Origin of the sequence: Kitasatospora sp. NPDC001261 (assembly GCF_042896795.1) — a bacterium.
GTDB lineage: Bacteria > Actinomycetota > Actinomycetes > Streptomycetales > Streptomycetaceae > Kitasatospora.
This window is the reverse complement of record NZ_JBIAXP010000018.1, coordinates 138,066-150,706: the sequence shown is the minus strand read 5'-3', so window position 1 is coordinate 150,706 and position 12,641 is coordinate 138,066. Positions and strand designations below refer to the sequence as shown.

Annotated in this window: 11 protein-coding genes and 1 pseudogene; 2 read left to right on the top strand and 10 right to left on the bottom strand. The window is 75.5% G+C overall.

The features are described 5' to 3' along the window. Positions 1 to 61: 61 nt before the first annotated feature. The 9 genes and pseudogenes from ACFY4B_RS24495 to ACFY4B_RS24455 form a co-directional block, all read right to left on the bottom strand. Positions 62 to 1,507, bottom strand: a complete 1,446-nt coding sequence (locus ACFY4B_RS24495) for a protein kinase (RefSeq protein ID WP_074001882.1) — start codon at positions 1,505 to 1,507, stop codon at positions 62 to 64. A gap of 302 nt (positions 1,508 to 1,809) precedes the next feature. Next, positions 1,810 to 2,424, bottom strand: a complete 615-nt coding sequence (locus ACFY4B_RS24490) for a bacterial proteasome activator family protein (RefSeq protein ID WP_198959330.1) — start codon at positions 2,422 to 2,424, stop codon at positions 1,810 to 1,812. A 292-nt stretch (positions 2,425 to 2,716) separates the two neighbouring features. Then, positions 2,717 to 3,505 (bottom strand): hypothetical protein, encoded by a 789-nt coding sequence (locus ACFY4B_RS24485; RefSeq protein WP_387970958.1) that lies wholly within the window; start codon positions 3,503 to 3,505, stop codon positions 2,717 to 2,719. A gap of 149 nt (positions 3,506 to 3,654) precedes the next feature. Then, on the bottom strand, positions 3,655 to 4,632 hold the full coding sequence (locus ACFY4B_RS24480; RefSeq protein ID WP_387970955.1) for an NAD(P)H-quinone oxidoreductase: 978 nt from the start codon (positions 4,630 to 4,632) through the stop codon (positions 3,655 to 3,657). A 100-nt stretch (positions 4,633 to 4,732) separates the two neighbouring features. Further along, complete coding sequence (locus ACFY4B_RS24475; protein ID WP_117488713.1) at positions 4,733 to 5,794, bottom strand: TrkA family potassium uptake protein; 1,062 nt, start codon at positions 5,792 to 5,794, stop codon at positions 4,733 to 4,735. Between the two features lie 55 nt (positions 5,795 to 5,849). After that, positions 5,850 to 7,058: a molybdopterin molybdotransferase MoeA gene (locus tag ACFY4B_RS24470; protein WP_387970952.1), complete on the bottom strand. Its 1,209-nt coding sequence runs from the start codon at positions 7,056 to 7,058 to the stop codon at positions 5,850 to 5,852. Next, positions 7,055 to 7,996 (bottom strand): annotated as a pseudogene (locus ACFY4B_RS24465) (NTP transferase domain-containing protein). The gene ACFY4B_RS24470 and the pseudogene ACFY4B_RS24465 overlap by 4 nt, the downstream one beginning before the upstream one ends. 16 nt (positions 7,997 to 8,012) lie before the next feature. Beyond that, positions 8,013 to 8,987, bottom strand: coding sequence for an MBL fold metallo-hydrolase (locus ACFY4B_RS24460; protein ID WP_387970949.1), 975 nt, complete (start codon positions 8,985 to 8,987; stop codon positions 8,013 to 8,015). Positions 8,988 to 9,096: 109 nt separating this feature from the next. Continuing rightward, on the bottom strand, positions 9,097 to 9,744 hold the full coding sequence (locus ACFY4B_RS24455; protein ID WP_387970946.1) for an FMN-dependent NADH-azoreductase: 648 nt from the start codon (positions 9,742 to 9,744) through the stop codon (positions 9,097 to 9,099). Between the two features lie 107 nt (positions 9,745 to 9,851). Between ACFY4B_RS24455 and ACFY4B_RS24450 the strand changes: the two genes are divergently transcribed. Then, entirely contained in the window at positions 9,852 to 10,259 is a 408-nt protein-coding gene (locus ACFY4B_RS24450) for a helix-turn-helix domain-containing protein (RefSeq protein ID WP_117488718.1), read from the top strand. Between the two features lie 96 nt (positions 10,260 to 10,355). Here ACFY4B_RS24450 and ACFY4B_RS24445 read toward each other — a convergent pair whose 3' ends face one another. Continuing rightward, positions 10,356 to 11,123, bottom strand: coding sequence for a polyprenol monophosphomannose synthase (locus ACFY4B_RS24445; protein WP_074001887.1), 768 nt, complete (start codon positions 11,121 to 11,123; stop codon positions 10,356 to 10,358). A 336-nt stretch (positions 11,124 to 11,459) separates the two neighbouring features. On the opposite strand from ACFY4B_RS24445, the gene manA reads away from it, so the two are divergent. Then, positions 11,460 to 12,638: a mannose-6-phosphate isomerase, class I gene (gene manA, locus ACFY4B_RS24440; protein ID WP_387970943.1), complete on the top strand. Its 1,179-nt coding sequence runs from the start codon at positions 11,460 to 11,462 to the stop codon at positions 12,636 to 12,638. Positions 12,639 to 12,641: the final 3 nt, after the last annotated feature.

Sequence of the window (12,641 nt, the reverse complement as noted above, 5' to 3'; positions counted from 1 at the left end):
ATCCCCGAACGCTACCGCCTCCGGCGGACGACCGTGGTACCCCCGAACCTGCCGGAAACCGTCAGAGCAGGCCATTCCGGTCGGCCGGGAGGTCGAGGACCAGCACGTCGGCGGGACGGTCCGCGTGGCTGAACTTGCCGCCCGTCTTCTCGTCCGCCTTGTTGACCACGATCGCGATGATGATGCCCGCGAGCACCAGCACGCCGACGATGATCCCGATCACGACCACGGCCGTCGAGCAGCCGCCGCCGCTGGTGGGCGCCTTCGGCTGCTGGTACGGCGGCATCGGCTGCGGCATCGGCTGCGGCGGCGGGGTGTGCGCCCCCTGCTGGAGGTACTGCGGGTGCGGCGTGTGCGGGGCCTGCGGCCGCGGGGTCTGGTACGCGGGCGGCGGCGTCTGGTACTGCTGGCCGCCCTGCTGGAGGTACTGCGGGTGCGGGGTGTGCGGGGCCTGCGGCTGCGGCGTCTGGTAGGCGGGCGGCGGGGTCCGGTACTGCTGGGCCCCCTGCTGGAGGTACTGCGGCTGGGGCGTCTGCGGGGCCTGCGGAGCGGCGTGCACCGAGCGCGGGCCCTCGTTGATCACCAGCGGGGTGCTGGCCTGCAGCCGGTGCCCGTTGTCGCCGCCCTTGGCGGCCGCGATCAGCCGCTCCGCCTCGTCCCGCATCGCCGCCGCGCTCTGGAACCGGTGCGCCGGGTCCTTGCGCAGCGCCTGGGCGACGAAGGCGTCCACCTCGGGCGTGATCGAGCGGTTGAGGGTGGAGGGGGCCGGCGGCTCCTCCTGGACGTGCTTGTAGGCGATCGAGAACGCCGAGTCCCCGTCGAAGACCAGCTGCCCGGTGATCATCTCGAAGAGCATCACGCCGACCGAGTAGAGGTCGGAGCGGGCGTCCACCGGCTTGCCGAGCGCCTGCTCGGGCGAGAGGTACTGCGGGGTGCCGACCACCATGCCGGTCTGCGTCATCGACGTGACGCCGGATTCCAGCGCACGGGCGATGCCGAAGTCCATGACCTTGACGTTGCCCTTGCGGTCGAACATGACGTTGCCGGGCTTGATGTCGCGGTGCACCAGGCCCATGTCGTGCGAGGCCTCCAGCGCGTTCAGCACGCCGACGGTGACCTTCAGGGCCTCCTCGGCCGGCATCGCGCCGTACTGGCCGACCGCCTCGTTGATCGCCTCGCGCAGGCCGTTGCCGTCGATCAGCTGCATCACGATGTACGGCGTGCTGGAGCCGTCCGGGGCGATGTCCTCGCCGCTGTCGTACACGGTGACGATGTTCGGGTGCTCCAGCCGGGCCACCGCCTGGGCCTCGCGGCGGAACCGCTCCTTGAACGAGTCGTCCCGGCCCAGCTCGCTGTGCATGCTCTTCAGCGCGACCTGCCGGTCCAGCACGCGGTCGTGGGCGAGGTGCACGGAGGCCATGCCGCCCTCGCCCAGCAGCCGCTGCAGCACATAGCGGCCGTTGCCCAGGGAGAAGCCCTCGACCGCCGCGTTGCCGTGCTCGCTCATGGTCCTCTGCTCCCCCTCGGCGCGGCCGTGCTCGCCGCAACCTGACGTTCGGTCTCGTCCGTGCGTGGTGGGCCCGGCCCGCTGGCCTGGCGGGCCCCTGCCGCGGCGGTTCCACCGGCCGGCGACAGGGGCCAGGGTATCGGCTCGCGCCGACGGTGATCGGTCCAGGGCCGGGGCCGGTCCCGGCCCGGGGGCCGCCCGGCCCGGCGGCCCGGGGCCGGGGAGGATCGTCGTGGTACGTCCGGTCCGACGGCGGTCCGGGCGGCCCGGAGGCGCCTACCGGCGGGTACCGCCGGGTGCGGCTACAGGTAGGGGCCGGAGCGGATGCCGCGGCCCTGGCCCGGCTCGTCCTCGTCCGGCTCGCCGCTGTGCAGCCCGGGCGGCAGCGCCCGCCGCATCTGCTCCAGCTGCGCCCGCGCCGCCATCTGCTGCGCGAACAGGGCGGTCTGGATGCCGTGGAACAGGCCCTCCAGCCAGCCGACCAGCTGGGCCTGGGCGATCCGCAGCTCGGCCTCGGTCGGGATGGTGTCGTCGGTGAACGGCAGCGACAGCCGCTCCAGCTCGGCGACCAGCTCCGGGGCCAGCCCCAGTTCGAGCTCCTTGATCGAGCTCGCGTGGATGTCCTTCAGCCGGACCCGGCTCGCCTCGTCGAGAGGCGCCGCCCGGACCTCCTCCAACAGCTGCTTGATCATGCTGCCGATGCGCATGACCTTGGCGGGCTGCTCGACCATCTCGGTCACCGGGAGCTCGCGCGGCACGTCGCCCTCGTCGTCCCCGTCCCCAGCCGCACCGGCGAACCCCTGGCCCACGGGCAGCCCGTCCGGTCCGACGATCAGCACCTTCTGGCCGTCCTGCGACTGCCCGCCGCCGGCCCGGAAGGGCTCCTGCGACGGGCGCTCGTTCATCGGATTCGTCATGAACAACATTCTCTCTCACTGGGGTTGGTCGGGCGGAAGCCCCCGGTCGTCCCGCCGTCCTGCGCCACCCGTGACGACGCTACGCCTCCGGACGCCCTGCGGGAATCCGTACGGATACTCAGTTCCCGCACCCGGTCCGCCGACCGGCCACCGGCGGCCCGGCGACGGCACCCCGGCCCCGCGCACGGCGGTCCGCCGCTCCGTGGCCGCCGAAACCCCGGGCCGCTCCGGGCGCGCCGCGCCCCGCCGGGCCCCCAGCCCTTGCGCTACCGCAGCCCCGGCCCTGGGGGGCTCAGTCCTTGCGCAGCCGCAGACCGACCAGCCCCAGGCCGCAGCCGATCAGGCCCAGGCCGACTCCCAGCGGGAGCTGGGTGGTGGAGGCGTCCTGCCAGCGGGCGGGGAAGAGCGCGGGCACCCCGGCCACGGCCGCGACCGGCTGTCCGGCGACCGCCTCGGCCGTGTTCGCCGCGGCCGGGTCCGGGACGGCGGCCGCGCCGGGGGCCTCGGCCTCCGCGGCGTCCCCGTCGGCCTCCGGCTGCTCGGCCCCGACGGCCTGGTCCGGGGCCTCTTCCGGGGTCTGCTCGGCAGCCTGGTCGGGAGCCTGCTCCGGGGCCTGCTCGACGGCCTGGTCGGCGGCCTGGTCCGGCAGCTGCTCGGGAGCCTGGTCGGGGGCCTGCTCCACGGCGGCGTCGGAGCGCTCGGGCAGCGAGGCCAGGTGGTGCCGGTGGGCCTGCGGGGCGTTGCCGGCCGGGTGCGGACGCGGCAGCGGTCGCCGCGGCGGCGCGGCCACCGTCCCGGGGACGCCCGGTTCGTCGTCGGCTTCGTCGTCCTGCTCGGCGGCCGGCCCACCGCCCGGCTCGGCACGCGTCCCCGCGTCCGGCGAGGGATACGCCGCCGGCAGGGGGAGCGCCCCCGGCGAGGGCAGCGCCACCGCCGCCGAGGCGGCGGCCAGCGGGAGCGTGAGCCCCAGCACGGCCGCCGCGAACAGCCGCTGGGCGCGGCCCGGAGAGCGCCGGGACGGACGACGGTGGTGCGGCGCGACGGGCAGCGGCCCGAGGGATGCGTGCGGAGATGCGGCCACGGTCGGAGTCCTTCCGACGGCCGACGGCGCCCGGGGGCGGGATCGGCGGCGGGACTGCTCCGGACCAGATTCGCACGCGCCCGCCGTTACGGCATTTCGGGCAATTCACACCCGTCCGGCCGCCGCCCCGCCATCGGGGTCCCCGGTGCTCAGGCCCGCAGCACGACCTTCCCGACCTGCTCCCCGCGCTCCAGCACCCGGTGCGCCTCGGCCACCTCGGCCAGCGGCAGCACCCGGTCCACCACCGGCTTCACCACCCCGGACTCGACCAGCGGCCACACGTGCTCCCGCACCGCCGCCACGATCGCCGCCTTCTCCGCCAGCGGCCGCCCGCGCAGGTTGGTGGCGATCACCGCCCCGCGCTTGCGCAGCAGCGTGTTGAGGTCGAGCTCGCCCTTCACCCCGCCCTGGAGTCCGATGATCACCAGCCGCCCGTTGACCGCCAGCGCGTCCACGTTCCGCTGGAGGTACTTGGCGCCCATGATGTCCAGGATCACGTCCGCCCCGGCCCCGTCGGTGGCCTCCCGGAGCACCTCGACGAAGTCCTGCTCGCGGTAGTCGATCAGGATGTCCGCGCCCAGCTCGGCGCAGCGCGCCAGCTTCTCCGGGCCGCCCGCGGTGACCGCGACCCGGGCGCCGACCGCCTTGGCCAGCTGGATCGCCATCGTCCCGATCCCGCTCGCGCCGCCGTGCAGCAGCACCGTCTCGCCGGGCCGCAGGTGCGCGGTGAGGAAGACGTTGGACCACACCGTGCAGGCGACCTCGGGCAGTGCCGCGGCCTGCTCGGCGGACAGCCCCGCGGGCAGCGGCAGCAGCTGCCCGGTCGGCACCGCGACCCGCTGCGCGTAGCCGCCGCCGGCCAGCAGCGCGCACACCTCGTCGCCGACCGCCCAGCCGGCCACCCCGGGCCCGATCGCGACGATCCGCCCGGCGCACTCCAGCCCCGGGTAGGGCGGGGCGCCGGGCGGCGGGTTGTAGAAGCCCTGCCGCTGGAGCAGGTCGGCGCGGTTGACGGCGGTGGCCGCCACCTCGACCAGGACCTCGCCCTCGGCCGGGACCGGGTCGGGCACCTCGGCCCAGACCAGTGCCTCGGGACCGCCGGGTACGGGAATCGTCATCGCATGCATGCCCCGAACCTACTGCGGGCGGGGGCGGTTCCACGGCGCGGCTCAACCGGTCGGCGCGGCTCGACCCGTGGGCGACGCTCGACCCGCCCGTGGGCGCGGCTCAGCCCGTCGGCGCGGCCGCGCTGGACTTGATGACGATCACCCGGTCGGTGAGCTGGAGCACGGCGGCCTCCGGCTCGGTGTAGTTGAGCACCCGTCGGCCCCGGACCACCGCGACCACCAGGTCCGCGCACTCGCGCGGGCTGTGCCCGGCCTCGGCCCGGGTGACCGGGCGCTCCACCACGTCCAGCCCGTTGCCGTACGTCAGCAGGTCCTCCATCACCGCCCCGGCGTGCGGGCTGAGCATCGACAGCCCGAGCAGCCGCCCGGCCGAACTGGAGCTGGTCACCACGACGTCGGCGCCGCTCTGCCGCAGCAGCGGCGCGTTCTCGTCCTCCCGCACGGCGGCGACCACGGTGGCGGCCTTGTTCAACTGGCGGGCCGTCAGCGTGATCAGCACGGCGGTGTCGTCCCGCTCCGGCGCGACCACCACCCGCGCGGCGGTGGGCAGCCCGGCGCGCACCAGGGTGTCGGTGCGGGTGGCGTCGCCGACCACCCCGACCAGGCCGTGCTGGGCGGCGGCGTCGACCACCTTGCGCTGCGGGTCGACGACGACGATCTCCTCCTTCTTCACCCCCTGCCCGATCAGGGTGTCGACGGCGCTGCGGCCCTTCGTCCCGTAGCCGATGACGACGGTGTGCTCGCGCACGGTGGACCTCCAGCGGTTCAACCGCCATTGCAGGCGGGTCCGTTCGGTGAGCACCTCCAGGGTGGTGCCGACCAGGATGATCAGGAACACCACGCGCAGCGGGGTGATCACGAAGATGTTGGTGAGCCGGGCGCCGTCGCTGAACGGGGTGATGTCGCCGTACCCGGTGGTGGAGAGCGTCACGGTGGCGTAGTACGCCGCGTCCAGGAAGCTCAGCCCGCCGCCGGCGTTGTCGTTGTAGCCGTCCCGGTCGAGGTAGACGATGAACGTGGTGGCGACCAGGACGGCGAGCGCCAGCAGCAGCCGGGAGCCGACCTGCCGCACGGCGGGCTCGGCCCGTCGGGCGGGCAGCACGATCCCGGCGTCCGCCCACGGCTCGGTGCCGGGCGCGAGGTTGCGTCGGATCCGGCTCATGCGCCCACCCCGGCGGCCCCCGCGCCGGACGCGCGGCTCTTGACGGTTCCCTCGTTCACGGCACCTCCAGCAGTTCGACCGTCTCCCCCGCCGCCGCCCCGCCGGGCGGCACCACGGCGAGCGCCTCGGCCCTGGCCAGCCCGCGCAGCATCGCCGGGCCGTCGAAGACCAGCGGCAGGACGCCCTCGGCGGTCCGCCGGACCGGCTGGAGCCGGGTGTCCGTCCGGTGCCCGGCCAGCGGGGCCGCGGCCGGGGCGAGGGCGGGCGGGCCGACGGTCCGTCCGCTGCGGGCGTGCAGCAGCGGCAGGACGAGGGTGACCATCCCGGCGACGGCGGCCAGCGGGTTGCCCGGCAGGCCCACCAGGTGGCGGCCGCCGGGGAGTTCGGCCAGCAGCATGGGGTGCCCCGGCCGGACGGCGACGCCGTCCACCAGCAGTCGGGCGCCGGCCTCGGCGAGCGCCCGGTGCAGGAAGTCGACCGGTCCGGCGGCCGTTCCGCCGGTGGTGACCACCAGATCGGCGGTGGAGTGCCGCAGCGCGTCCCGGAGCAGCCCGAAGTCGTCCCGGACGTACCCGACCTCGGGCGTCCCGGCGCCGGCGGCCCGCAGCCAGGGCGGCAGCAGCGGCCCGAGCGCGTCCCGGACCAGGCCCGACCCGGGCACCCCGGAGGTGAGCAACTCGTCCCCCAGGACGAGCAGTCGGACCTCCGGACGGCGGCGGACCGGCAGCCGGTCGTGGCCGCAGGCGGCGGCCAGGCCGAGCACGGCCGGCCCGACCGGGGTGCCGGCCGGCAGCAACTCCTCGCCCAGGCGGCACTCCTGGCCGCGCGGGCGGACGTCCTGGCCGGTGGTCAGCGGCCGCGGGCCGCGGTCGTGCAGCAGCGCGGCGTCCGTCCACCCGTGCTCACGGCGCAGTACGGCGGTGGCCCCGGGCGGCAGTTGGGCGCCGGTGGCGATCTCCACGGCGGTGCCGTCGGCCAGCGGCGCCGGCTCGGCCCGTCCGGCCAGCACCCGGCCGGCGACCCGCCACGGGCCGGGACCGGCGACCGCCCAGCCGTCCATCGCGGAGGTGTCGAAGGCGGGCAGGTCGGTCAGCGCGCCGAGCGGCTCGGCGAGGGTGCGGCCGAGCGCCTCGGCCAGCGGGACGGGGACCCCGGGCAGCGGGCGCAGCCCGGCCCGGCGCGCGGTCTCCCGGGCGCCGGGCCAGCTCAGCACGCCGGGACCGGTGGACGGTGCGGCCACGGTCGGCTGTCCGACCGCGCTCACGACTCGCCCGGCCGGTCGGCGGGGCCCCAGCCCTCGGCGAGGGCCTCGGTCCGCCGGGCCGCCTCGGCGACGGCCTCCGCCCCGCCGCCCCGCTGGGCGGCCGCGTAGCCGATCAGGAAGGCGGTCAGCGGCGCGGCCGGCCGGGCCACCCCGTGCGCGACCACCCGGGCCGTGTCGAGCAGACCGTGGACGTCGACGTCCAGGTCGATGCCCAGGTCGGCCTTGACCTCGGCGATCCAGTCATCCAGCGTGCGCTCCATGCGCCCATGCTGCCTGATCGGTGGTTTCCCGAAGTGTTCGCCCCGTGTGCGGGGCGCGTCGTTTCGCTCACACGTCGGTGGCCGGGGCGGTGCGCCTCAGGTCCGGTCGCGCTCGCGGGCCTGCTCCAGGTCCTCCCAGGTGTCGCAGTCGTAGGCGACGTTGTCGGTGTCGGCCACCCGCAGCCGGGGCAGTCCGCCGACCAGGCGGCGCAGCGGCTGGTCGGCGGGATCGCCGAGGGCGGCCAGCGCGGCGCGCAGCGGGGCGGTGCGGTAGGCGGCGGCGAGCGGCTGGTCGCGGCCGCCCGCGTCGACCAGCACGGCGGCGTCCCCGTGCGCCCCGGCCCGGTCGAGGGCGGCGACCAGCCGGTCCACCGTCCGCCGGTCCAGGAAGGGCAGGTCGGCGGCGAGCAGCAGCACGGTGTCCGCGGTGACCAGGTCGAGCCCGGCCGCGACGGCGGCGACCGGCCCGCCGCCGGGCGGCCGCTCCCTGGTCCAGTGGACGCCGCCGCGCGCGGTCGGCCGGACCGGGCCGACCACGACGGTGGTGCGGGCGCCCGCGCAGGCGGCGAGCACCCGGTCGAGCAGGGTGGTCCCGCCGACCGTCAGCCCGGGCTTGTCGGCCCCGCCGAGGCGCCGGGCGGCCCCGCCCGCCGGGACGATCACGTCGTACGGCGTCATGCGGCCAGTATCCGCCCTACGCCTGCTCGGGTCCGCCGTCCTCCTCGGACTCCCGGTCCTCCTCGGGCTCCCCGGCCGCCGCGGTCGCGGTCCCGGCCGCGCGGGCGGTGTTGGCCGCCGCGCCCAGCTGCAGGAAGGACGGCAGGGTCAGCTCCCCGTAGCGCTCGTTCATCGCCGTGACCAGCGCCTCACGGTCGTCCGGGTGCTCGGCCAGCAGCCGGTCGAAGTCCTGGAGGTACTCACCGGTGAAGGCCAGCACCCGGGCGGCGTCGTCGCCCTGGTCCGGGGCCCGGTGGCCGGCGATCACCCGGTCCGCGCCGAGGTCGGCGATCCGGCCGAGGTTGTGCCCCCAGGTGGTGCGCTGGGCCGGGGTGGTGTCGGCGGTCCAGACGTGGGTGCCGTTGTGGACGAAGTCCCCGGCGATCACGGTGCGGATGCTCGGCACGTGGACGACCGTGGAGTCCCCGCAGTCGGCCTGGCCGAGCAGCAGCACGGGGATCACCTGGCGGTCCAGCATCAGCGGCTGCGGCAGCAGCGGGGCGGGGATCAGCGGGTGGTCCGGGATGTCGTCGCCGTACACCGGCTTCCACTGCGCGACCTTGGCGGCGACGGTGCGCCGGATGCCCTCGACCACGGCCGGGGCGGCCAGCAGCTGCGCGTCGGGGAAGAGCCGCAGCACCTCCTCGGCGCCGAAGTAGTGGTCCGGGTGCTGGTGGGTGACGACGACGGCGAGCAGGCGTCTGCCCTTGCCGGCGACCCACTCGGCCAGCTCGCGCCCGGCGCTGCGGGTCAGCTGGGCGTCCACCAGGATCGCGGTCCGCTCGCCGAGGATCAGTGTCGAGGTGGCGAAGAAGGCCGACTCGGGGCCAGTGAAGACGGCGACCTCCAGCGGCCGGGCCGGCTGCCCGGGCTCGGGCGGCACCGCGCCCGCGGCCGGGCGGGCCTGGGCACGCTCCGCGCCGGCGCTCTCCTCGGACGGGGACGTCGTCACGGGCTGCTCCCTCTGGTCGGCGGTCGGATTCCCTGCGCCCTACAGCATGGGAGCACCGACGGCCGATTGCGCGGAAGGCGCGCCCGGTGGGGCGCGCCTCCGGTGCACGTCACACCGCGGCTCGGGCGGCCGCTTCCTTGGCCCGGTGGGCGGCCTGCTCCAGGGCCTGGGCCTTGGACTCGACGGCCTTCGGGACGAAGTCGGCCATCGCCGGGACGGCGGCCGCCAGGGTGAACTCCGGGACGATGAAGTCGACCTCCAGCCCGAGCATGCCGGTCAGCACCTTCTCCAGGTAGGTGGTGACGAACTCGAACGGCTCGCGCGGGGCGCCGGGCGCGTACGAGCCGCCGCGGGAGGCGACCACGGTGACCGGGGTGCCCTTGGCGGAGGGCGTCTCGCCGGCGGTGCGGCCGACCAGGATCACGTGGTCCAGCCAGGTCTTGAGGGTCGACGGGATCGTGAAGTTGTACATCGGGCTGCCGATCAGCACGGCGTCGGCCTGCTCCAGCTCGGCCATCACCTGCTCGCGCAGCGCGAAGGCGGCGGCCTGCTCGGCGCTGTGGGCCTCGGCGGGGGCGAATCCGGCGCTGATGCCGTGCACGTCGAGGTGCGGGAGGGGGTCGGCGGCGAGGTCCCGGTAGATCACCGTGCCCTCGGGGTGCTCGGCCTGCCAGGCGGCGCGGAAGGCGGCGGTGACCTCGCGGGAGACGGAGCCGTCGGCGATCGCGGAGGAGTCGAGGTGCAGGAGCGTGGGCATGGCAGTGCCTCCAGATAATAAGTAGCTGCTGATTTCGCTGCGACTGCAATTACGGTAGCAGCTTACTTTTCTACAGTCACTAGTAGGGGTTCGAGTAGGCTGGACCCATGGCCGAGCACGAGGCAGTGACCGACGGAGTCCCGATCGCCACCGACGCGTGCGGCGCCGAGGGCCCCGGCCCGTGCCGCAACGTCGACCTGGCCCTCACCCGGGTGTTCACCCTGCTCGGCAAGCGCTGGACCGGCATGCTGCTGGGCGTCCTCACCAACGGCGGCCCCGCGTACTTCTCCGAGCTGCGCCGCGCCGTCCCGGGCATCAGCGAGCGGATGCTCTCCGACCGGCTGACCGAGCTGGCCGAGGCCGGGCTGGTCGTCCGCGAGGTCGACGCCGGCCCGCCGCTGCGGGTCAGCTACCGGCTCACCGAGGCCGGCTTCGCGCTCAAGCCCGCGCTCACCGAACTGGCCGTCTGGGCCGACCGCTACCTGCCGGAGGGCGTGCTCAGGAGCGGCTGCTGAGCCCCCCGGGCGCCCGGCGCACCTCCCCCGGACATGCGGAAGGGCCCGTCCACCGGTTCGGTGGACGGGCCCTTCGGCCAAGAACGGTTCGGTCGGTCAGCGCTTCGCGGTGGCCCCGCGCAGCTTGGCCAGCCGGTCGGTGACACCCCAGGTGGTCACCCGCCACAGCGCCTCGACCACGATGCCGCGGCTCATCTTGGACGCCCCCAGCTCGCGCTCGACGAAGGTGATCGGCACCTCGGCGACCTTGAACCCGGCCTTCACCGTGCGCCAGGCCAGGTCGACCTGGAAGCAGTACCCGGCCGAGGCGACCTCGTCCATGCCCAGGCCCAGCAGGGTCTCCTTGCGGAACGCCCGGTAGCCGCCGGTGACGTCCCGGATCGGCACGCCCAGCATCAGCCGCGAGTAGGTCGAGCCGCCGCGCGAGAGCAGCAGCCGGGACTTCGGCCAGTTCACCACCCGGCCGCCCGGCACCCAGCGCGAGCCCAGCACCAGGTCGGCGCCGCGCAGCGCGCCCAGCAGCCGGTCCAGCTCCTCGGGCTGGTGCGAGCCGTCCGCGTCCATCTCGACCAGGACGTCGTAGCCGTTGTCGATGCCCCAGCGGAAGCCCGCGAGGTAGGCGGCCCCGAGGCCCTCCTTGCCCTTGCGGTGCATGACGTGGACGTGCTCGTCCTCGACGGCCAGCTTGTCGGCCAGCTCGCCGGTGCCGTCGGGGCTGTTGTCGTCGGCGACCAGGACGTGCGCCTCGGGGACGGCGGCACGGACCCGGCCGACGATCCGCTCGACGTTCTCCGCCTCGTTGTAGGTCGGGATGATCACCAGGACCTTGCCGAGATCAGCAAAACTCTGCTGGTTCACGGTCACGTACAAACCTCTCGGCCGATGACGGGGGGTCTCGGAACACCGGCGCCCGCACTCTGGAACGCGGCTCCGCCGGCAGCCCGCCGGGAGGACCTCGGTGGCGAACTGCGCGCAGGGCGGAGGCTACTGCGTCCTGGCATCCTACTACCGCGCCGGGAACCGCAGGTCCGGCCGTGGCACTCCCACCCGGTGGCCACCGTTTCCCCGTGGGTGACACCGTTCGGCTAGGGTCGTTTCCCTTGCCCGTGCCCGGACCGCCCGCACCGCCGGGCCCGCCCCGGCGATCCGGACTCGGGACATCCGGGGCCGCCCAGACTGCGAAGGAGTAGGACCGCGCGCATGGACAGGCTCGTCAACACCGTCCGCCCGTACGCCTGGGGGTCGCTCACCGCCCTGCCCGAGCTGCTCGGGCAGCGGCCGACCGGTGAACCGCAGGCCGAGCTGTGGATGGGCGCCCACCCCGGCGCCCCGTCCCGCGCCGACCGCGGCGAGGGCCCGCGCCGGCTGGACGAGCTGATCGCGGCCGACCCCGAGGGCGAGCTGGGCGCCGCGAGCGTGGCCAGGTTCGGCCCGACCCTGCCGTTCCTCTTCAAGGTCCTGGCCGCGGGCATCCCGCTGTCCATCCAGGCCCACCCCACGCTCGACCAGGCCCGGGCCGGCTTCGCCGCCGAGAACGCCCTCGGGATCCCCCTGGACGCCCCCGAGCGCAACTACCGGGACGCCAACCACAAGCCCGAAATGGTCTGCGCGCTGGGCGACTTCGACGGCCTGTGCGGCTTCCGGCGGCCCGCCGACGCGGCCCGGCTGCTGACCGGGCTCGGGGTGCCCGGGCTCGCCCCGGTGATCGGGCGGCTGGCCGCCGAGAACGACTCCGAGGCCCTGCGCGGCGCCCTGACCGCCGCCCTCGCGCTGGACCCGGAGACCGTCCGGCGGACCGTCGAGGTGCTGGCGGCGACCGACCCGGACGGGGAGTACGCCCCGTACGCCCGGATCGCCGAGGACTTCCCGGACGACCGCGGCGTGGTCGCCGGCATGCTGCTCAACCACGTCCGGCTGCGGGCCGGCCAGGCGCTCTACCTGGGCGCCGGTGTCCCGCACGGCTACCTGTCCGGCGTCTGCGTCGAGCTCCAGGCCAACTCCGACAACGTGCTGCGGGCCGGCCTCACCCCCAAGCACATCGACGTGCCGGAGCTGCTGAAGGTCGTGGTCTTCGAGGCCGGCGCCCCCGAGCCGCTGGAGCCGGCCCCGGTCGAGGGCACCCCGGGCGAGGAGCTCTACCCCGTCCCGATCGACGAGTTCCGGCTCTCCCGCTTCGTCCTGGACGGCGCCGGGCGCGAGATCGACGGCCGCACCCCGCAGATCCTGCTCTGCACCGAGGGCGCCACCCGGCTGACCGCCGCCGACGGCACCGTCCTGGACCTGGCCCGCGGCCAGGCCGCCTTCCTCCCCGCCACCGGCACCCCGACCCGCCTCTCCGGCACCGGCGGCACGCTCTTCCGCGCCACCGTCACCGTCTGACCG

What these genes read in the sequence shown, in the direction of transcription:
- ACFY4B_RS24495 (WP_074001882.1), bottom strand. Translation starts at nt 1,507, where the DNA reads ATGAGCGAGCACGGCAACGCGGCGGTCGAGGGCTTCTCCCTGGGCAAC.
- ACFY4B_RS24490 (WP_198959330.1), bottom strand. Translation starts at nt 2,424, where the DNA reads ATGACGAATCCGATGAACGAGCGCCCGTCGCAGGAGCCCTTCCGGGCC.
- ACFY4B_RS24480 (WP_387970955.1), bottom strand. Translation starts at nt 4,632, where the DNA reads ATGCATGCGATGACGATTCCCGTACCCGGCGGTCCCGAGGCACTGGTC.
- ACFY4B_RS24475 (WP_117488713.1), bottom strand. Translation starts at nt 5,794, where the DNA reads ATGAGCCGGATCCGACGCAACCTCGCGCCCGGCACCGAGCCGTGGGCG.
- ACFY4B_RS24455 (WP_387970946.1), bottom strand. Translation starts at nt 9,744, where the DNA reads ATGCCCACGCTCCTGCACCTCGACTCCTCCGCGATCGCCGACGGCTCC.
- ACFY4B_RS24450 (WP_117488718.1), top strand. Translation starts at nt 9,852, where the DNA reads ATGGCCGAGCACGAGGCAGTGACCGACGGAGTCCCGATCGCCACCGAC.
- manA (WP_387970943.1), top strand. Translation starts at nt 11,460, where the DNA reads ATGGACAGGCTCGTCAACACCGTCCGCCCGTACGCCTGGGGGTCGCTC.